Annotated in this window: 24 protein-coding genes and 1 tRNA gene; 10 read left to right on the top strand and 15 right to left on the bottom strand. The window is 64.2% G+C overall.

Annotated features, from left to right (window positions below; all coding sequences use genetic code 11):
- Window positions 1-33 precede the first annotated feature (33 nt).
- Complete coding sequence (gene ychF, locus FIU85_RS07575) at window positions 34-1,131, bottom strand: redox-regulated ATPase YchF (protein ID WP_152496450.1); 1,098 nt, start codon at window positions 1,129-1,131, stop codon at window positions 34-36.
- A gap of 175 nt (window positions 1,132-1,306) precedes the next feature.
- On the opposite strand from ychF, the gene trpA reads away from it, so the two are divergent.
- Window positions 1,307-2,098, top strand: a complete 792-nt coding sequence (gene trpA / locus FIU85_RS07580) for a tryptophan synthase subunit alpha (RefSeq protein WP_152491313.1) — start codon at window positions 1,307-1,309, stop codon at window positions 2,096-2,098.
- Here trpA and FIU85_RS07585 read toward each other — a convergent pair.
- Window positions 2,095-2,952, bottom strand: a complete 858-nt coding sequence (locus FIU85_RS07585) for a carbon-nitrogen hydrolase (protein ID WP_152496451.1) — start codon at window positions 2,950-2,952, stop codon at window positions 2,095-2,097. The two genes, trpA and FIU85_RS07585, sit on opposite strands and share 4 nt — an antisense overlap.
- A gap of 182 nt (window positions 2,953-3,134) precedes the next feature.
- Between FIU85_RS07585 and FIU85_RS07590 the strand changes: the two genes are divergently transcribed.
- The 3 genes from FIU85_RS07590 (at window position 3,135) to FIU85_RS07600 (ending at window position 5,680) form a co-directional block, all read left to right on the top strand.
- The gene (locus FIU85_RS07590) at window positions 3,135-4,298 is read left to right on the top strand and encodes an alpha-hydroxy acid oxidase (RefSeq protein WP_152496452.1); all 1,164 of its coding nucleotides are present in this window, start codon (window positions 3,135-3,137) and stop codon (window positions 4,296-4,298) included.
- A 59-nt stretch (window positions 4,299-4,357) separates the two neighbouring features.
- Complete coding sequence (locus tag FIU85_RS07595) at window positions 4,358-4,870, top strand: DUF421 domain-containing protein (protein WP_152496453.1); 513 nt, start codon at window positions 4,358-4,360, stop codon at window positions 4,868-4,870.
- 126 nt (window positions 4,871-4,996) lie between these two features.
- The gene (locus FIU85_RS07600; RefSeq protein WP_152491309.1) at window positions 4,997-5,680 is read left to right on the top strand and encodes a 50S ribosomal protein L25/general stress protein Ctc; all 684 of its coding nucleotides are present in this window, start codon (window positions 4,997-4,999) and stop codon (window positions 5,678-5,680) included.
- A 55-nt stretch (window positions 5,681-5,735) separates the two neighbouring features.
- Here FIU85_RS07600 and FIU85_RS07605 read toward each other — a convergent pair whose 3' ends face one another.
- The gene (locus FIU85_RS07605) at window positions 5,736-6,413 is read right to left on the bottom strand and encodes an FkbM family methyltransferase (protein WP_152491308.1); all 678 of its coding nucleotides are present in this window, start codon (window positions 6,411-6,413) and stop codon (window positions 5,736-5,738) included.
- An 87-nt stretch (window positions 6,414-6,500) separates the two neighbouring features.
- Here FIU85_RS07605 and pth point away from each other — a divergent pair, with 87 nt between their 5' ends.
- The 5 genes from pth (at window position 6,501) to FIU85_RS07630 (ending at window position 10,438) form a co-directional block, all read left to right on the top strand.
- Window positions 6,501-7,211, top strand: coding sequence for an aminoacyl-tRNA hydrolase (gene pth / locus FIU85_RS07610; protein ID WP_152496454.1), 711 nt, complete (start codon window positions 6,501-6,503; stop codon window positions 7,209-7,211).
- A gap of 64 nt (window positions 7,212-7,275) precedes the next feature.
- Window positions 7,276-8,439, top strand: coding sequence for a serine hydrolase (locus FIU85_RS07615; RefSeq protein ID WP_152496455.1), 1,164 nt, complete (start codon window positions 7,276-7,278; stop codon window positions 8,437-8,439).
- A gap of 71 nt (window positions 8,440-8,510) precedes the next feature.
- Window positions 8,511-8,897: a DUF2237 family protein gene (locus FIU85_RS07620; protein WP_152491305.1), complete on the top strand. Its 387-nt coding sequence runs from the start codon at window positions 8,511-8,513 to the stop codon at window positions 8,895-8,897.
- Between the two features lie 208 nt (window positions 8,898-9,105).
- Complete coding sequence (locus FIU85_RS07625; protein WP_152496456.1) at window positions 9,106-9,903, top strand: EF-hand domain-containing protein; 798 nt, start codon at window positions 9,106-9,108, stop codon at window positions 9,901-9,903.
- Between the two features lie 229 nt (window positions 9,904-10,132).
- On the top strand, window positions 10,133-10,438 hold the full coding sequence (locus tag FIU85_RS07630) for a hypothetical protein (RefSeq protein WP_152496457.1): 306 nt from the start codon (window positions 10,133-10,135) through the stop codon (window positions 10,436-10,438).
- Between the two features lie 33 nt (window positions 10,439-10,471).
- Here the strand turns inward: FIU85_RS07630 and trpB are convergent, their stop codons facing one another.
- The 10 genes from trpB to cmk all read right to left on the bottom strand — a co-directional run bounded on the left by trpB (window position 10,472) and on the right by cmk (window position 17,973).
- The gene (gene trpB / locus FIU85_RS07635) at window positions 10,472-11,701 is read right to left on the bottom strand and encodes a tryptophan synthase subunit beta (protein ID WP_152496458.1); all 1,230 of its coding nucleotides are present in this window, start codon (window positions 11,699-11,701) and stop codon (window positions 10,472-10,474) included.
- Between the two features lie 227 nt (window positions 11,702-11,928).
- The gene (locus FIU85_RS07640; protein ID WP_152496459.1) at window positions 11,929-12,552 is read right to left on the bottom strand and encodes a class I SAM-dependent methyltransferase; all 624 of its coding nucleotides are present in this window, start codon (window positions 12,550-12,552) and stop codon (window positions 11,929-11,931) included.
- Window positions 12,553-12,595: 43 nt separating this feature from the next.
- A complete protein-coding gene (locus tag FIU85_RS07645; RefSeq protein ID WP_152496460.1) occupies window positions 12,596-13,045 on the bottom strand; it encodes a GNAT family N-acetyltransferase in 450 nt (149 codons plus the stop codon).
- On the bottom strand, window positions 13,042-13,686 hold the full coding sequence (locus FIU85_RS07650) for a phosphoribosylanthranilate isomerase (RefSeq protein ID WP_152496461.1): 645 nt from the start codon (window positions 13,684-13,686) through the stop codon (window positions 13,042-13,044). The genes FIU85_RS07645 and FIU85_RS07650 overlap by 4 nt, the downstream gene beginning before the upstream one ends.
- Before the next feature lie 11 nt (window positions 13,687-13,697).
- Window positions 13,698-14,048 carry a lipopolysaccharide assembly protein LapA domain-containing protein gene (locus FIU85_RS07655; protein WP_152496462.1) on the bottom strand — a complete coding sequence of 117 codons (351 nt, stop codon included), beginning with the start codon at window positions 14,046-14,048 and terminating at the stop codon, window positions 13,698-13,700.
- A complete protein-coding gene (ihfB, locus tag FIU85_RS07660; protein ID WP_057792171.1) occupies window positions 14,048-14,332 on the bottom strand; it encodes an integration host factor subunit beta in 285 nt (94 codons plus the stop codon). The genes FIU85_RS07655 and ihfB overlap by 1 nt, the downstream gene beginning before the upstream one ends.
- A 273-nt stretch (window positions 14,333-14,605) precedes the next feature.
- The gene (locus FIU85_RS07665) at window positions 14,606-14,956 is read right to left on the bottom strand and encodes a DUF1801 domain-containing protein (protein ID WP_172978821.1); all 351 of its coding nucleotides are present in this window, start codon (window positions 14,954-14,956) and stop codon (window positions 14,606-14,608) included.
- A 187-nt stretch (window positions 14,957-15,143) separates the two neighbouring features.
- Window positions 15,144-16,829 carry a 30S ribosomal protein S1 gene (rpsA, locus tag FIU85_RS07670; protein WP_152491296.1) on the bottom strand — a complete coding sequence of 562 codons (1,686 nt, stop codon included), beginning with the start codon at window positions 16,827-16,829 and terminating at the stop codon, window positions 15,144-15,146.
- Between the two features lie 200 nt (window positions 16,830-17,029).
- Window positions 17,030-17,323, bottom strand: a complete 294-nt coding sequence (locus tag FIU85_RS07675) for a hypothetical protein (RefSeq protein ID WP_152496464.1) — start codon at window positions 17,321-17,323, stop codon at window positions 17,030-17,032.
- Window positions 17,324-17,358: 35 nt separating this feature from the next.
- Window positions 17,359-17,973 (bottom strand): (d)CMP kinase, encoded by a 615-nt coding sequence (cmk, locus tag FIU85_RS07680; RefSeq protein WP_152491294.1) that lies wholly within the window; start codon window positions 17,971-17,973, stop codon window positions 17,359-17,361.
- A gap of 163 nt (window positions 17,974-18,136) precedes the next feature.
- Here cmk and FIU85_RS07685 point away from each other — a divergent pair, with 163 nt between their 5' ends.
- Complete coding sequence (locus tag FIU85_RS07685) at window positions 18,137-18,397, top strand: hypothetical protein (RefSeq protein ID WP_152496465.1); 261 nt, start codon at window positions 18,137-18,139, stop codon at window positions 18,395-18,397.
- Window positions 18,398-18,439: 42 nt separating this feature from the next.
- Here the strand turns inward: FIU85_RS07685 and FIU85_RS07690 are convergent.
- Window positions 18,440-18,513 (bottom strand) — tRNA-Gly (locus FIU85_RS07690).
- Between the two features lie 68 nt (window positions 18,514-18,581).
- Window positions 18,582-19,148, bottom strand: coding sequence for a hypothetical protein (locus FIU85_RS07695; RefSeq protein WP_152491292.1), 567 nt, complete (start codon window positions 19,146-19,148; stop codon window positions 18,582-18,584).
- Window positions 19,149-19,166: the final 18 nt, after the last annotated feature.

Consider the following 19,166-nt stretch of genomic DNA (forward strand, 5'->3'; position numbering starts at 1 on the left):
CAGGATCCTTGACCGGGGGGCGAACGCGGCCTCTTACGTGTTGAACAGAAAGTGCAGCACGTCGCCGTCCTTGACGATATACCCCTTGCCCTCGGCGCGCATCTTGCCGGCTTCCTTCGCCGCCTGCTCGCCGCCCAGCCCGACGAAATCCTCGTAGGCGATCGTTTCGGCCCGGATGAAGCCTTTCTCGAAATCGCCATGGATGACCCCCGCCGCCTGCGGCGCCGCGGTGCCGGTGCGGATCGTCCACGCCCGCGCTTCCTTGGGGCCGACGGTGAAATAGGTCTCGAGATGCAGAAGGTCGTAACCCGCCCGGATCAGCCGGTCGAGGCCCGCCTCCTCCAGTCCCATTTCCTCAAGGAACATCTCGGCTTCCTCGGCATCCAGCTGGCTGATCTCTTCCTCGATCTGGGCCGAGATGATCACATGCGCCGCGCCCTGTTCCTCGGCCATCTTCGCCACGGCGGCGGAATGATCGTTGCCATTCGCCGCGTTCGCCTCGTCGACGTTGCACACATACAGGATCGGCTTCGAGGTCAGCAGTTGCAGGTTCTTCCACGCCTTCATATCCTCGGCATCCACCTCGACCAGCCGCGCGGGCTTGCCCTCGTCCAGCATGGCCTGCGCCGCGGCCAGCAGACGGTCGGCCTGCACCGCTTCCTTGTCATTGCCCTTCAGCTTGCGCACCAGCCCCGCGCGCCGCTTCTCGATGCTTTCCATATCGGCCAGCATCAGCTCTGTCTCGATCACCTCGGCGTCCTCCACCGGGTTCACGCGGCCCTCGACATGGGTCACGTCGCCATCCTCGAAACAGCGCAGCACATGGGCAATCGCATCCGTCTCGCGGATGTTGGCCAGAAACTGGTTGCCCAAGCCCTCGCCCTTGCTGGCCCCCTTCACAAGGCCCGCGATATCCACGAACGTCATGCGCGTCGGAATGATTTGCTTGGACTGCGCAATCGCCGCCAGCTTGTCCAGCCGCGCGTCGGGCACCGCCACCTCGCCCACATTGGGCTCGATCGTGCAGAACGGAAAATTCGCCGCCTGCGCCGCCGCCGTCCGGGTCAGCGCGTTGAACAGCGTAGACTTGCCCACGTTGGGCAGCCCCACGATTCCCATCTTGAAGCCCATGATGCACCTCTTTGCCTCGTTCCGGCGCCTTCTATGCCCAAGCCGCGCCCAGCGCAACGCCCCCGCTTTTTCTTGCCTCAAATACTCGAATCCTGCGCGTCCCACCCGCACATCCCATTGCATTTCCGCGCCGCATTCGCCAAACCATGCCGGAACATCAGGACGGGACCGCGACATGACACGCATCGACGCCAAATTCGAAGACCTGCGCAACGCGAACAAGAAGGCCTTCGTGGCCTATGTCATGGCCGGCGACCCCGATTTCGACACCTCGCTCGAGGTGGTCAAGGGCCTGCCCGCCGCCGGTGTCGACATCATCGAACTGGGCCTGCCCTTCACCGACCCCATGGCCGACGGCCCCACGATCCAGCTGGCGGGCCAGCGCGCGCTCGAAGGCGGGATGACCCTGCAACGCACGCTCGACATGGCCGCCGAATTCCGCAAGGGCGACGACACCACGCCCATCGTGCTGATGGGCTACTACAACCCGATCTACAATCGCGGGGTCGAGACCTTTCTGAAAGACGCCAAAGAGGCCGGCATCGACGGGCTGATCGTGGTGGACCTGCCGCCCGAGGAAGACGACGAACTGTGCATTCCCGCGCAGAAGGCCGGGCTGAACTTCATCCGCCTCGCCACCCCCACCACCGATGACAAGCGCCTGCCCAAGGTGCTGACCAACACCTCGGGCTTCGTCTACTACGTCTCGATCACCGGCATCACCGGCGCGGCGGCGGCCGAGGCGGCCGATGTCGGCCCCGAGGTGAAACGCATCAAGTCGCAGACCGACCTGCCCATCGTCGTGGGCTTCGGCATCCGCACGCCCGAAAGCAGCCGCGAGATCGCATCCGTGGCCGATGGCTGCGTCGTCGGTTCCGCCATCGTCGGCAAGCTGGCCGACGGCGACAGCCCCGCGCAAGTGCTCGACTTCGTCAAGGGCCTCGCCGACGGCGCGCACTCGGCCTAAAGCGCCGGCCGCGCCCCGTCCATCGTCAGAAGTGGACCATAGGCATCGGGCCTCCGGTCGCGGAACACGCCCCACCCGGCGCGCATTTGCGCGATTTCCTCCAGGTCGAAGCTTTCCACGATAACCATCTCCGAGCTGTCGTCGGCCTTCTTCCGGACCTCGCCTTTCGGCCCGGCAATGAACGACCGGCCCCAGAATTCGGTCTCACCCAGTTCGCCCGCCTCGCGTCCGACCCGGTTCGCGGCCACCAGCGGCGTCAGGTTGGCGCCCGCATGGCCGCGCATCACGGTTTCCCAGTGGTCATGGCAATCCGACCCGATCGCTGTGGGATAGAGCAGGATATCAGCGCCCTTCAACGCCATGACCCGGGCCGATTCCGGGAACCACTGGTCCCAGCAGATCGCCGCGCCCACCTTGCCATGGGCGGTCTGGAACACCTGGAACCCGGTATCGCCATAGCTCGTGTATATCTTCTCGAAGCACCCCGGCGGCCCGCCGGGGATGTGCGTCTTGCGGTAGACCCCCAGAACCGCGCCATCGGCGTCGATCATCGCGTTGGTGTTGAAATAGGCGTTGTTCGCCTTCTCGAAGAAGTTGACGGGGATCACCACGCCCAGATCACGCGCCAGTGTCTGCATGTGGCGCACGATGGGGCCGTCCAATCCCTGCGCCAGCCTGAAATGCTCGGGCTTCCAGTCCATGAAGCCGAAGAAGTGCAGCCCCACGTTTTCCTGCGGCAGGATCACCTGCGCCCCCTGCGCGGCGGCTTCGCGGATCAGACGCTCGGCCTTGTTAAGGTTGTCTTCCATATCCCAGCTACAGCGCATCTGGGTCGCAGCGACGGTCAGGGTCATCGGGCCTCCGGGGTCAACAGGGTTCGTTCCATGCTGGAAGCGTTCTCGCCGCGACAAATGCCGATCCCCGACATCCCCTGTCGTTTTCCGGCCATCCGCTATGTCGTCACCCGGTCGCATGGACTCGGGCGCCGATCCCGGCTACTGGTCAACAAACCTGACCAAAGCCCGAGACGTCCGCCATGCCCGTCATCACCAACATCGACGACCTGAAAAAGATCTACCGCCGCCGCGTGCCCAAGATGTTCTACGACTACGCGGAGTCGGGCAGCTGGACGGAACAGACCTTCCGCGAGAACACCAGCGATTTCAGTGACATATACCTGCGTCAACGCATAGCGGTGGACATGTCGAACCGCTCGACGGCGACCCGAATGATCGGTCAGGACGTCTCGATGCCCGTGGCCCTCGCCCCCGTGGGCCTGACGGGGATGCAGCACGCCGACGGCGAGATCAAGGCCGCACGCGCCGCCGAGGCATTCGGCGTGCCCTACACGCTCTCGACCATGTCGATCTGCTCGATCGAGGACGTCGCGGCCCACACGCAAAAGCCGTTCTGGTTTCAGGTTTACACCTTGAAAGATAACGATTTTATGCAGCGGCTCTTCGACCGCGCCAAGGCCGCCAACTGCTCGGCGGCGGTCATCACCGTCGACCTTCAAGTGCTGGGCCAGCGCCACAAGGACCTCAAGAACGGTCTCAGCGCGCCGCCTAAACTGACCGTTAAGTCCATTGCCGACATGATGACCAAGGTGCAGTGGGGCCTCGGGATGCTGGGCACCAAGCGGCGGTTCTTCGGCAACATCGTCGGCCATGCCAAGGGCGTCTCGGATCCCTCGTCGCTCAGTTCCTGGACCGCCGAGGCGTTCGACGAAGCGCTCAACTGGGACCGCATCCGCGAGTTCCGCAAGATGTGGGACGGCCCGCTCATCATCAAGGGCATCATCGACCCCCGCGATGCCCGCGAGGCGCTGAACGTCGGCGCCGACGCCATCGTCGTGTCCAACCACGGCGGCCGGCAACTCGACGGCGCGCTTTCCGCCATCCGCGCCCTGCCCCAAATCATGGACGCCGTGGGCGACAGGATCGAGGTCCATTTCGACAGCGGCATCCGCTCGGGCCAGGACGTGCTCAAGGCCGTCGCCCTCGGCGCCAAGGGCACTTACATAGGCCGCGCCTATGTCTATGGCCTCGGTGCCATGGGGCAAGAGGGTGTGACCAAGGCGCTCCAGTGCATCCACAAGGAGCTTGATGTTTCCATGGCGTTTTGCGGCCACACCGACATCACCAAGGTCGACCGAGATATCCTGATGGTTCCAAAGGATTTTTCCGGCGACTGGCAATAGGCGGGGAACATCGCCCCACCCCCTGCGTTCGCCTGTCATGCAAGCGCAGGAGCCGTGACATGCCCGATACCGTCTTTCAGACCGTCGTGGCGGTCGCCGTCATCATCCTGCTCGCCCGCGTCAACGGCCTGCGCTCCTTCTCCAAGATGTCCAGCTTCGACTTCGCGCTGACACTGGCCAGCGGCTCGGTCGTTGCCACGCTGATGACCACCTCCAGCCGGTTTCTTCCAGGCATCCTCGCACTGGCCGCGCTCTTCGCCCTCCGCTTCGCCATCTCGGCCCTGCGCGTGCATTATCGCGCCGTGGAACACCTGGTGGACACGCGCCCCATAATCCTGATGCACGAGGGCCGCATCCTCGACGACAACCTGCGCCTCGCCCGCGTCACCCGCGCGGATATCCGCGCCAAGCTGCGCGAGGCCAACGCGCTTCAGCCCGACCAGGTGCGCGCCGTGGTCATGGAAGCCACCGGCGATGTCAGCGTCCTGCATGGCGACCGGCTCGACCCGTCGCTGCTCGAAGGCGTCTCCTGGGGCCGCGTGACGCCACCCGCCGAGACCGCGCGCACCTGATCCCCGGAATCCCGCAAAACCTTGCATATTTGGGCTTTTCAAGCCGCCCTTAATCCTCTAAAGCGACGGCTTCACGCGGGGCTACAGCCTTGGAGGAGCCCCGCCTTTGCATATGGAGAATTACAAATGGCTGGAGAAATTCCTGATCTTCACGCCCAGGAACGCACGGGGACGGGCAAGGGCGCCGCTCGTGCTGCACGCCGCGATGGCATGGTTCCGGGGATCGTATTCGGGGGCGACGTCGAACCGCTGCCCGTCAACATTCCGTTCAACGTCCTGTTGAAGCGGCTGAAACAGGGCCGGTTCAAGTCCACCCTGTTCAACCTCAAGGTTGACGGCCACGACGATGTCCGCGTGATCTGCCGCGACGTCCAGCGCGACGTGGTAAAGGACCTGCCGACTCACTTCGACCTGATGCGCCTGCGCCGCACGACCAAGATCAACCTCTTCATCCCCGTCGAGTTCATCAACGAGGAAGAGTGCGAGGCGCTGAAAACCGGCGTTCTGACCGTGATCCGCAACGAGATCGAGCTGGTGGTGACCGCCGGCGACATCCCCGAAAGCATCACCGTCGACCTCAGCCTGATGGAAAACATCGGCGACACGATCACCATCAGCCAGGTTCAGCTGCCCGAGGGCGCGAAACCCACGATCGACCGTGACTTCGTGATCTGCAACATCGCGGCTCCGTCGGCGCTGAAATCCGATGCCGAGGACGAAGACGAAGACGTCGCAGCCGACGAGGTTCCGGCAACCGAGCAAGAGGCCGGCCCGGACAGCGTCGAAGAAGCGGAAGGCGGCGAAGACTAAGTTCTTCCCCCGGTTTGCGAAAACACCAGCGCGAGGGTCCCGGCCCTCGCGTTTTTCATGTGTGCCGCAGACGCCGAAAACACAGGATTCGCCCCCGCGATGGCCCCGGATCGTAGGTCAGGCCGGAGGCCGACATGCAATCCACGATCTGCTTGATCACCCGGTCGGGATACTGGTTGGGGTGAAGTTCCATCATCACCGCCCGCACATGCGCAGGCCAGGGCGCGTCGAACAGATGCCGCTCGGCCCCTTCCACGTCCATGATCACCAAGTGCGGCCGGTGCTCCTGCAACAGGCCCGAAAGCGGCAGCATAGGCACCGTCACCAGCTTGTCGGCGTCCGCCTCGTCGTCCGCGATCCGCCCGGCCCAGAACACCTTCTTGGGATCGAACGCGATCTCCTCCGCATCGCCCTCCCCGGTCACCGCCCCGTGGATCAGCCGCGCCGCCTGATACCCATTGCGATCAAGGTTGGCGCGAATGACCGGCAGCATCGCCGGGTTGGCCTCCACCGTCACCACGTTCGCGGCGCCCGCGACGCCCGCGCAGATCGACGCGATGTACCCCACGCCCGCGCCCAGCTCCAGCACGCGCATCCCTTCGCGCAGCCGCATTTGTGCCGCGTGCGCCTCGTGCGCCTCGTAGGTGCCGGTCTCCAGCTTGCCCGCCACCCGTTCGTTCAGCATGTCGTCGGGCACCACCAGCGTGACCCCGTTGACCGCGTATTCACCCATCCTGCCCCGCCTGTCCCTGCCGGTCGTGTGTTGATTCAGCGCAGCGCGCCGCGTAGACCATCCTCACCAAAGAACAGGTGATCGGCAATGCTGCTTTTCGTGGGCCTCGGCAATCCGGGCGGAAAATATGAGAAGAACCGCCACAACATCGGCTTCATGGCGCTGGACCGCATCGCCGCCGATCATGGCTTCGCGCCCTGGCGGGCCAAGTTCCAGGGCCAACTGACCGAAGGCAAGCTCGGCTCCGAAAAGGTTCTGCTGCTCAAGCCCGAAACCTTCATGAACAAGTCCGGGCAATCGGTCGGCGAGGCCATGCGCTTTTACAAGCTGCAGCCGTCGGACGTCATCGTTTTCCACGACGAGCTCGACCTCGCCCCCGGCAAATGCCGCGTCAAGCAGGGCGGCGGCCACGCCGGTCACAACGGGTTGCGCTCCATCCACGCCCATATCGGCGAGGCCTATGGCCGCGTCCGCCTCGGCATCGGCCATCCGGGCCGCAAGGACCTGGTGTCGCATTACGTGCTTCAGGATTTCGCCAAGGCCGATGGTGACTGGCTGGACGATCTGCTGCGCGGCCTGTCCGATGGCGCGCCCGAACTGGCCGCGGGCCATAGCGACAAGTTTCTCAACGCCGTCTCGCTGCGCACCGCGCCCGCCCGTTCCTCGAAAACCGCGCCGAAACCCGCGGCCGAACAGCAACCTGACGCGAAACCGGCCGCAAAGCCGGACGCGCCGCCCGCGTCCCCGGAAACCGAAGACCGCAGCCCGCTGCAAAAGCTCATGGACAAGTTCCGCTAACGCCGCGTTCCACTTGCCGCACCGCGCCCCCGGTGCTTTGCTGCCCCACGGGGAGGATCACATCATGCGCCGCATCCTGAAATGGACGCTTCGGATCGTTGCAGTTCTGGCCATCGTCGCCATCGGCATCGGTATCTGGAAGCGCGACGAGATCACCCGCCTCATGGCGGTCAACAGCCTCTTCGAGCCCGAGCATATCGTCGGGAATTTCTCCAACATGGACGGGGCCTTCCTGCACACGCCCGTGCCGCGCGGCGACCGCCCCGTCATGCCGCTGCCAGGCGGCGCCCCGATGACCCTTCCCGACGGCACCGACGACTGGATCGAGACGCGCGCCGTCACCTCGCTGCTGGTCCTGCACCATGGCGAGGTCGTCCACGAAAGCTATCACCTGGGCACGACACCCGACGACCGCCGCATCAGCTGGTCCGTGGCCAAGTCCTTTCTTTCCGCGCTGATGGGCATTGTCTTGGCCGAGGGCGATATCGCCTCGCTCAACGATCCTGTAACGCAATACGCGCCGAGGCTGAGCGGCAGCGCCTATGACGGGGCCACCATCCGCAACGTTCTGCAAATGACCAGCGGCGTGCAGTTCGACGAGGACTACCTTGACTACGATTCCGACATCAATCGCATGGGCCGCGTGCTGGCCCTGGGCGGCACGATGGACGGCTTCGCCGCTGGCCTCACCGAGCGGGACGCGGAGCCCGGCAAGCGTTGGCACTACGTTTCCATCGACACCCATGTCCTGGGCATGATCATCCGCGGCGCGACGGGCCGCGACATCCCCGCGCTGCTGTCGGAAAAGATCATCGCGCCCCTGGGGCTCGAGACCGCGCCCTACTACATCACCGACGGCGAGGGCGTGGCCTTCGTCCTCGGCGGTCTCAACCTGACCACCCGCGACTACGCCCGTTTCGGCCTGATGATCGAACAGAACGGACAACTGGGCGGCCGTCAGGTCGTCCCCGCCGACTGGATCGCGGCCTCCACGACGCCCAGCGCCCCGACCGAGCCGGGCCAGATCGGCTATGGCTACCAGTGGTGGATCCCCCAAGGCGCAGAGCCCGGACAGTTCATGGCCCGCGGCATCTACGGCCAGTACATCTATATCGACCAGGGGCGCGATGTGGTCATCGTCACCACCGCCGCCGATCGCGCCTTCCGCGAGCCCGGCGTAAATGATGCCAATATCGCTATGTTCCGGCAGATCGCGGACGCGCTCTAGCACGGCGCTGCCCTTGCACCCACGTCGCCTGATGTGCACCATATGCCCACCCGGGACCCAAGGAGCATCGCATGGCAATCGAAATGGACACTTCCGTCAACGTGCTGGGCGGCAAGCTCGAAAGCTGCTCGACCACGCCCATGACCGGCTTTTTCCGTGACGGCCATTGCAACACCTGCGCCGCCGACCAGGGCAGCCACACGGTCTGCGCCCTGATGACCGCCGAATTTCTCGCCTATTCCAAATATGTCGGCAACGACCTGTCCACGCCGCGCCCGGAGTTCGGTTTCGACGGGCTGAAACCCGGCGACCACTGGTGCCTCTGCGCCGGGCGCTTCCTTCAGGCGCATGACGAGGGCTGCGCGCCCAAGGTGCGGCTGGAGGCCACCCACGCCCGCGCACTCGATATCGTGCCGATCGACGTGCTGAAACAACACGCCTCCGACGCGACATCCTGAGGCTCGTTCACCCTTCTCCAAATGCGCATTCAGGGCCCCGTATGCGGCCCCTTGTTTGGCCGGGGTCCGCCAAAGCCGGCCCGGCGTTGCAGGGAAAATCAGGAACTCACACCGCAACGGCACGTTCTTCCACCGGGACGTCAAACCCGGAGGAGTGACGCCACACCCGTCATCCCGACCGTTTGTAAACGCGAAAGGAGACACGAACATGAAGACCCTGACGACAACGATCCTGACATCCGCCGCGCTGGTCACAGCCGCTCCCGCGCTGGCCCAGCAGAGCGAGGGCGAGACCGACATGCCCGCCTTCTGCGAAACTGCCTTCATGCCCGCCGACAAGAACAAGGACGGCTTCATGAGCGAGCAGGAGATCAAGGACGCGCGCGACGCCGAATTCGCGGCGCTCGACCTCAACAAGGACGGCTCGGTCGACCGCGAGGAAATGGTCAACTGCATCGGCAAGGCCGAACAGAGCTACCGCGACGCCTATACCCAGGCCCAAGCCGGGAACGACAAGACCGATTGGTCCGACCTGGGCACCGGCGACAAGACCGAACTCAGCGTCGAGGAATACCAGAAGCTGACGAACAAGGCGTGGCGCACCGACGACAGCGACATGAAATCGGCCGTGTCCACCGACACCGACGATGCCGAGGAATTCGCCAAGACCGCCGTCGACCGCTTCAAGATGTATGACGGTGACGGCAACGGCATCATCACCCAGGCCGAATATGAAAGCGAGATCGACAAGGACTGGAGCGACAAGGCCCTGCAAAAGCGCTTTGACGCGATGGACGCCGACGGCTCCGGCTCCCTGTCGCCGCAGGAATACCGCGGTGCCGGAACCAAGGCACTCGACATGACCGCAGGCACGTCCGAAAGCAAGGACATGACCAACGACAGCGCCGATGCCTCGGACAGCAACGACACCAGCGCCAGCGACACGCAGAACGCCAGCGACGAGGCGACCGTGCCCGTCGTGATCTACTACTACTCGCTGGTGTAGGGAGAGGCGGATTATCAATCCGCACGACACCGGATTGGCGCGCCGGGCCTCATCGCCCGGCGCGTTTTCCGTTGAGCCGCGTCATGAGCAGGCGCAAGATGTGGCGTTCTCTCGCCGGAACCGCGCGCCCCTTCTGTCGTTTGCTTGCAGTGCGTCCGTGCGGCGCTATCTCAAGTCAATTGTAAAGCGCCCGTCGACGCGCAAGTACCAGTAAGCGAAGGAGGTTCGCATGCGACGATTAATTGCTTTCTCCGCCACCGCTCTCCTGCTTTCCAGTGCGGCCATGGCCGATGACACCGCTGTCGCGGGTCCCGACCGCGATATCCCGTCGGACGACCTGAAAATCAACTCGGCCGGCTTTCTCTTCGACGATTCGCTTAGCGGAAACGACGACAACGACCGCGACGATCGGGGCGATGACGACGATGACCGAACCGAAGACGACCGCAAGAACGACGACAGCGGCGAGGGTCGGCCCACGCCGGACGACGGCGACCACGACGCAGAGGAAGAAGAAGACAAGCCCGACGACTGATCGCGCTCACGCCCGAACCGGATGGGCGGCGATTCAGTCGCCCTCGGCCATATCGAACCCGAGGTGCCGTGCCACGGTGAAAATGTCCTTGTCGCCGCGTCCGCACATGTTCATGCACAGGATATGGTCCTTGGGCAGGTCGGGCGCGATCTTCATCACGTGCGCCAGCGCGTGGCACGGCTCCAGCGCCGGGATGATCCCTTCGGCCTCGCAGCACAGCTTGAACGCTTCCAGCGCTTCCTTGTCGGTGATCGACACGTATTTCGCGCGCCCGATCTCGTGCAGCCACGAATGCTCGGGTCCGATGCCCGGATAATCCAGCCCCGCCGAAATCGAGTAACCTTCAAGGATCTGCCCGTCATCGTCCTGCAACAGGTAGGTCCGGTTGCCATGCAGCACCCCGGGCCGCCCGCCGGTCAGTGACGCGCAATGCTCCATCTTCTCGTTCACGCCCTTGCCGCCGGCCTCGACGCCGATGATGTTCACCTCCTTGTCGTCGAGGAACGGATAAAACAGTCCCATCGCATTCGACCCGCCGCCGATGGCCGCGATGATCGTGTCGGGCAGACGGCCCTCGGCCTCCTGCAGCTGTTCCTTGGCCTCCTTGCCGATGATCGACTGAAAGTCGCGCACCATCGCCGGATAAGGGTGCGGCCCCGCCACCGTGCCGATGCAGTAGAACGTGTCGCGCACGTTGGTCACCCAGTCGCGCAGCGCGTCGTTCATCGCGTCCTTCAGCGTGCCGCGACCGCTGGTCACCGGGATCACCTCGGCGCCCAAGAGCTTCATGCGGAACACGTTGGGCCGCTGACGTTCGACGTCATGCGCGCCCATGTAGACCACGCATTTCAACCCGAATTTGGCACAGACCGTCGCCGTCGCCACACCATGCTGCCCCGCTCCGGTCTCGGCGATGATGCGGGTCTTGCCCATGCGCCGCGCCAGCAGGATCTGCCCCAGCACGTTGTTGATCTTGTGCGCACCGGTGTGGTTCAGCTCGTCGCGCTTCATGTAGATCTTGGCGCCGCCCAGCCGCTCGGTCAGCCCTTCCGCATGGTACATCGGGCTTGGCCGGCCCACGTAATGCTTCCACAGGAAATCCATCTCGTCCCAGAAGCTCTGGTCGGTCTTGGCGTTCTCGTACTGCTCTTCCAGTTCCAGGATCAGCGGCATCAGCGTCTCGGACACGAAGCGCCCGCCGAATTCTCCGAAACGCCCCTTCTCGTCGGGGCCGGTCATGAAGGAGTTGAAGAGATCGTTCATGGTCATCATCCCTGTTTGCTCAAGCGTTTCGCCTTTTACCTGAGCCGTCAGCGAAAGGCGAAACGCGTGCAACGATTGACTGTTGTGCTGCGTTTCGCGGGTAAGCTGTGAGTCAGGTTTATCGCGAAACGCTTTAGCGTCTCAATAGGGCACGGGCCCGCCGTTTTCCAGCGCATTCCTGTGCGACACGCCGCCCCGAGAATATTCGTACGAATATTCTTGGAGCCTCACCTCAGCCGCACGACATAGCCCGTGCTCAGCAATTCCGGCTCGGCCAGCAGGAAGGGTCGGAAGGGCGGCGTGGTATGGATCACCTCCCACGTGCCCGACGCCGCGAGCTTGTCCAGAACCGGCGGAAACCCCTGCTCCTCGAAGGTCGCATCCAGCAGGTTGAAGACCCCGATGCCACCGGGCCTGGTCACCCGCGCCAGATGTTCCAGCGTGACCGGCGGCGCGTGGCCCGGCCCGAACGCCCCGACGCAGACGAAGCCGGCGAAGCCGTCATCCCCGAACGGCAACCCGGCGCCGGTGTCCGCCACCTCCAGCCGCTCGTAGGCACCCGTCCTGGCGGCGTAGGCCAGCATCTCCGGCGACAGGTCGCAGCCCACGATCCGGCCATACCCCATCAGCCGCAGCGTCTCGCCCACCAGCCCGGTGCCACAGCACGCGTCCAGCACAGGCCGCTCTGCGTCACCCAAGTACCGGCCCAGCAACCCAGCGCCCAACCCGGGCAGGCGGAACCCCCGGCTCAGGCAATCGGCATCATAGCCGGTCGACCACTTGTCATAGATCGCCCGCGATTCCTCGGGCGTCCTGGCTCCGTACACGTCATCCAGATCCTGGCGGGTCATGCATCTCTCCTTTGCTCCAGCTTGGGCAAAGCGGCGCGATGCGTCAATCAAGTGCCATCTTGAAGCCGGTATGCGACGCGACGAAACCGATCCGCTCGTAGAACCGGCTGGCGTCTTTCCGGCCCGCGTTCATCGTCAGCTGCACCAGCGAGCACCCCGCCGCCCTGGCCCGCGCCTTGACGTCCTCGAACATCGCCTCGCCCACGCCCTCCCCGCGCACATGCCCGGCCACGCGCACGCTTTCCACCTGCGCCCGCCGCGCGGCCCGCAGCGACAGCCCGGTGATAAAGGTGATCTGGTAGGTGGCGACGATCCGGCCCGCGTCGTCCTCGCCCACGATCAGGTGGTTGGCGGCCTCGTCGCGTATCCGCGCAAAGGCGGCCTCGTAGAGCGCGGGATCGGCCCCTTCCCGCCCCTGCCCCAGCACGTCATCGGCCAGAAGCGCCACAACGGCGGCAACATCCGCCTCGTCCGCCTCACGAAACCGGATCATGCCCGCGCCGCGTCGGCGAAGGCGCGCATCCTGCCGTGGTCCTTCACCCCCGGCGCGCTTTCCAGCGCCGACGACAGATCAAGCTGCCGCGCGCCCGCCACCCGGATCGCCTCGGCCACGTTCTCCACCGTCAGCCCGCCGGCCAGCATCCACGGCACGGACCACTCGCGTCCCGCAATCAGGCTCCAGTCAAAGCTCTCGGCATTGCCACCCGGGCGGGTCGCGTCCTTCGGCGGCTTGGCGTCCAGCAGGATCTGGTCCGCCACCGCCGCGTATCGGTCGATGGCCGCAAGGTCGCCGGCCTCGCGCACGCCCACGGCTTTCATCACCGGCAGGCCATAGCGGGCCTTGATCTCGGCCACACGCTCGGGGGTTTCGGACCCGTGCAACTGCAGCATGTCCAGCGGCACCACCTCGGTCAGCGCGTCCAGCAGCGAATCGTCCGCGTCCACCACCAGCGCCACCTTGGCCACGCCGGGCGGCACCGCCAGCGCCATCTCGCGCGCCAGTTCGGGCGTCACGTAGCGCGGCGATTTCGGGAAGAAAACGAACCCGACGTAAGCCGCCCCCGCCGCCACCGCGGCAGGGATGTCCTCGGGCCGGGTCAGCCCGCACATCTTGATCCGAATGTCCTGCGCCATGACGCCGCCGGTTAGCTGGCCTCGTCCAGAAGCGCAAGCACCTCGTCCTGGTCCTTGTTGCGCTCGCCTTTCAGCCGGCGCACCTCGGCCCGCAATGCCGCCATCTCGCGCGCCTGCCGGGCGGCCGCCGCGCGCTCCTTGGCCTCGCGGATCCACTCCCAGATGAACCCGATCACCAGCCCCGCCAAGATCCCGCCGAACATCACGATGAAGAGCGGAATCTGATACGACGGGTTCAGGGCCGCTATGCCGGCCAGTTCGCCGGGAAGGATCTGAACCTCGACCACCTGCCGGTTGGCCAGCGCGATCAGGATAAGCGCCACCGCGAAAATGGCGATCGAAGCATAGCGGATATAGCGCATCAGGATTTCCCGTTCAGTCGTTCACGCAACAGCTTGCCGGCCTTGAAGAACGGCACGTGCTTTTCCTCGACCTGCACCGATTCTCCGGTGCGCGGGTTGCGGCCGGTGCGCGCGTCGCGCTTCTTGACGGAAAACGCCCCGAATCCGCGCAACTCGACACGGTTGCCCTCGGCCATGGCATTGGTGATCTCGTTGAAGATGGTGTTCACGATGCGCTCGACATCGCGCTGGTACAGGTGTGGATTCTCGTCGGCGATCTTCTGTATTAGTTCCGACCTGATCATCGGTTCCCCCCGGCGTTGTTCTTTGTTCGCGCAGCGTATCGACTTTAACGACTATAGATAGAAAAAGCGCAATTAGAAACTGCAACCTACCGGATGAACTCGGAAATTCGCGGGGAAAAAGCGCGGACTTCGGCTTGCTGATCCTCTTTGACCACTCAGAGTGCAGACATTTCTGGGCTCAATCAACGTGGGCTCACAAACACCAAGCACATGATTCGTAGCTTGTCATAGGCCCTTGGATATCGTCCCTGGCGGCGACACACGCCTGTCCTGCTACAGCTTGTTTCTATCCAGTTCGATCGCGGCTTGGATGAGCCCAACAAGACCTTCACGATCCACATGCCCGGCAATCGGTATCTTCACATGCCGCATCTGGCGACCATGTCCTTTCAACAATTTCAGAGGATCGCATAGTTCCGCCCCGCGTCCAAACCCAAGCGCGACATGCCCTTTCGCCGTCTGGATATAACAAACCAGCGATCTCAGCGTGAAACAGGGCCGCCCCCATTTTATCTGTTCTCGCATTTGCGCCTCCTGATCGTGTATCAGAATTCTCAGTTGCTGCGCGATGACGCGCTGGCCTTCCGAAAGGCCGGAATACCAAGTCTCAAGATCAGAGTTCATTGCCACCATCCGCCTGCAGGTCGCCTATCGTGACACGCTTCTGCTACAGTCAGCGTCGCGCAAAGCATATTATGGGTCAAATTGATCCCAAGAGGCTGCACCGCCCCGGCAACGCGCCGCCAGTGCCAAAAAAGAAAAAGGCCCCACGTCTCCGCGGGGCCTTTCAAATCTGCAAACCGTATCCGGCTTACTTGTCGTCGTCGCCTTTCAGCGCGGCGCCAAGGATGTCGCCCAGCGAGGCGCCCGAATCCGAGCTGCCATACTGTTGCACGGCTTCTTTCTCTTCCGCGATTTCGCGTGCCTTGATCGACAGGCCCAGACGGCGGGTCTTGCTGTCCACGTTGGTCACGCGCACGTCGACCTTGTCACCGACCGAGAAACGCTCGGGGCGCTGCTCGGAACGGTCACGCGACAGGTCGGAGCGGCGGATGAAGGATTTCATGCCCTCGTATTCCACCTCGATGCCGCCATCCTCGATCGAGGTGACCTCGACGGTGATGATCGAGCCGCGCTTCACGCCGCCCACGGCCTCGGCGAACTTGTCGCCGCCCAGGTTCTTGATCGACAGCGAAATGCGCTCTTTCTCCACGTCCACTTCCGAGACGACGGCCTTGACCACATCGCCCTTCTTGTAGCTCTGGATCGCGTCTTCGCCGCGCTCGTCCCAGCTGAGGTCCGACAGGTGAACCATGCCGTCGATGTCGCCATCGAGACCGATGAACAGGCCGAACTCGGTGATGTTCTTGACCTCGCCCTCGACCTCGGTGCCCTCGGGATGGGTTTCCGCGAACACTTCCCACGGGTTGCGCATGGTCTGCTTGAGACCCAGAGACACGCGGCGCTTCGCCTGGTCGATCTCCAGCACCATGACCTCGACCTCCTGGGACGTGGACACGATCTTGCCGGGATGGACGTTCTTCTTGGTCCACGACATCTCGCTGACGTGCACCAGGCCCTCGACACCGGGCTCCAGCTCGACGAACGCACCGTAGTCGGTGATGTTCGTCACACGGCCGGTATGCACCGATTCCAGCGGGTACTTGGCAGCGACCAGATCCCACGGATCGTCCTGCAGCTGTTTCATGCCCAGGCTGATGCGGTGGGTTTCCTTGTTGATCTTGATCACCTGGACCTTGACGGTCTCGCCGATGTTCAGGATCTCCGAGGGGTGGTTCACACGACGCCACGCCATGTCGGTCACGTGCAGCAGGCCGTCGACACCGCCCAGGTCCACGAAGGCCCCGTATTCGGTGATGTTCTTGACCACGCCGTCCACGGCCTGACCTTCGGAAAGGTTGCCGATGACTTCGGCGCGCTGCTCGGCGCGGCTCTCTTCTAGGATGGCGCGACGGCTGACAACGATGTTGCCACGGCGGCGGTCCATTTTCAGGATCTGGAAGGGCTGCTTCAGACCCATCAGCGGGCCGGCGTCGCGCACGGGGCGCACATCGACCTGAGAGCCGGGCAGGAAGGCCACGGCGCCGCCCAGATCGACGGTAAAGCCGCCTTTGACACGGCCAAAGATCGCGCCTTCGACACGGGCGTCGTCCGCGTATGCTTTCTCCAGGCGGTCCCAGGCTTCCTCGCGGCGGGCCATTTCACGGGAAATGACGGCTTCGCCGCGGGCGTTCTCTGCCGAACGCAGGAACACCTCGACCTCGTCGCCCACTTCGATTTCGGGCGCTTCACCGGGATTTGCGAATTCCTTGAGCTCGACGCGGCCTTCCATCTTGTAGCCGACGTCGATGATGGCTTGTCCCGCTTCAACCGCGATGACCTTGCCTTTGACAACCGTTCCCTCTTGGGGGGTGTCCATTTCGAGGCTTTCATTAAGGAGGGCCTCGAATTCCTCCATCGATGCGTTTTGAGCCATGTGGCGTTTCAATCCTAACGTTTCGTTGTGTCCGGCCGCGCGGTTGTCTCCGCCGGTCTTCAAGGTTTCGTTGGTCAGACGGGCCACCATAGAAACGCAAAACAAAGAGGGCCGGTATTCCCGACCCTGCTCGCTCTCAATGCTCTGCGGCGGTTCCGCCTTGTCGACGAGGGGCGCTATAGCCCGCTCGGCCATGACAATCAAGGGGTTTCGAGCCCGAAAGCCCCCTCCAGCAGCCGCAGCCGAAGATATTCGCCCGGCGCCCGACGCATCACGCCTTGCCCCTTGAAGGGCCCGTGGGGGTTCGACACCTCCACATGCAGCTCGCCGCCCTCCGACAGGTCCACGTAAAGTATGTTGCTGCCACACCAGTCAATCGTGGCCCGCAGCATATGCTGCGTGGGCTCCACCTCGACTATCAACTGGCTGCTGCGCTTGATGTGCCCGACCTCCTCGCCCGTCACGCTCAGCCGGTAGGCCCGGAACCTGTCCATCCACCCGCCTCCGCGGTGAAAGGTGATCCGCGCGGTCACGTTCCGTCGCGCACCCGCGCGACCTCGGCGCAGGCGGCCTCCACGGCGCCCTCGATGGTCAGGGTCGTGGTGTCCAGCAACACCGCGTCGGCCGCCGGCAAAAGCGGCGCGGTGGCCCGCGCACTGTCGCGCTCGTCGCGCTGGCGCAACTCCGCCAGCACGGTGTCGTAATCCGTCTCGGCCCCCTTGGACAGCAGCTCGTCCAGCCGCCGCTGGGCGCGCACATCGTCGCTCGCCGTCACGAACAGCTTCACCTCGGCATCGGGACAGATCACCGTCCCGATGTCGCGCCCGTCCAGAACCGCACCGCCCGACCGCGCCGCGAAAGCCCGCTGGAACTCCACCAGCGCCGCACGGACCTCGGGCACCGCGGCAACCCGGCTGGCGGCCTGGGCGACTTCCGCCGTGCGCAGGTCGTCCGCCTCGAGGTCCGCGGCCAAAAGCGCCCGCGCGGCCTCGACCGGCTCGGTGCCGTCCAGCGTCCGCCGCCCGGTCGCGCGGTACAACAGCCCCGTGTCTAAATGCGCAAAGCCAAAGCGCGCGGCCACCGCCCGCGCCACCGTGCCCTTGCCCGCCGCCGCCGGCCCGTCAATCGCTACCGTAAAGCTCATGTATCTTCCTGCCTCGTCCCGCCGCTGCGTGGGGTGCGTTCACACCGCAACACAGTGTTTCCGCAAATTGCCTGACTTTATCGGGCAAATCACCCTATATCGGCAACAAGATGGCAGGTTTTCCATACTCCTGTCTTCATTGAAACGCACAACCGCATCTACCATGAACCAGTCTGCCAACTCCCGTCACGACGATCCTTCGTCGCCCTTTTCCGACCCGCGTCACGAGTCCCCCGTGCACAAGTGCCGCGCCCATCGCAAGGCGCGCCGGGTCTGGGGCCAGGGCCTGCTGTCCGGCCTGCCCTTTGCCGAGATCGTGCTTCTGGCGGCGTTCCTGATGTCTGCCGGCATGTTCCTGACGATAGATGGCGGCCATGCCACCGCCGTCGATCCCGCACCGAACGCGAACACGGCCACCCGCTGACGGGACGCCATTCCTTGGTTTCAATCGTGACTGGAAACGCGTTGGAGCGGGTAGCGGGAATCGAACCCGCGCGTTCAGCTTGGGAAGCTGACAGGCTACCATTACATCATACCCGCCTGCGCATCTGGCTCAGATATGCCTCGCCATCCACCCGGTCAAGAGAGATTCTGGCCCGCCCCGGGACCTAATCCGCCACGCGCACATCGGTATAGGTGTAGACCTCCTCGTCGCCGCTCGAGGAACTCGACACCAGCAAGCCCACACCCATTTCCGGCAGGTAGTGATAGCGCTCGGTATAGCTCGGGTCGTCGTTGAAGCTCATGTCGATCTCGAACGCCGGATAGGCGCACGGCCCCAGCTTGATCGTCTGCATGGGGCCCGACGTTGCGGTACCCCCGCCGGTGCTGTCATTGCTCCAATCGGCATCGGGCTTCGGCTCCTGCCACTTGTCGAGCTCGTCATAGCTGGCGAAGATCTCCTTCTCTGCCACCCGTACCACACCGTCCTCGATGGGCACCGAACTTGCCAGGTAAAGCCCGTGCCTGGTCTCCAGGATCGACCCCGATCCGTCGGCGAACTCCGTCTGGATCACGATCACGTCGGTGGCCAGCTGCCGATGCGTCTCGACCGTGCCGTCCTGGGTCTCGAAGACAACGCCTTTCTTCAGATCCTCCGGCCCGGGACAGGCAAGGGCCGGCAGGGCGGCCGCCGAGGCGAGGGACAGGGAAAGCGCTTTGAAACGAAGGGTCATGGCAGGCATTCAATCGGT

The sequence above is a fragment of the Roseovarius sp. THAF8 genome (assembly GCF_009363735.1).
Taxonomy (GTDB): Bacteria; Pseudomonadota; Alphaproteobacteria; order Rhodobacterales; family Rhodobacteraceae; genus Roseovarius.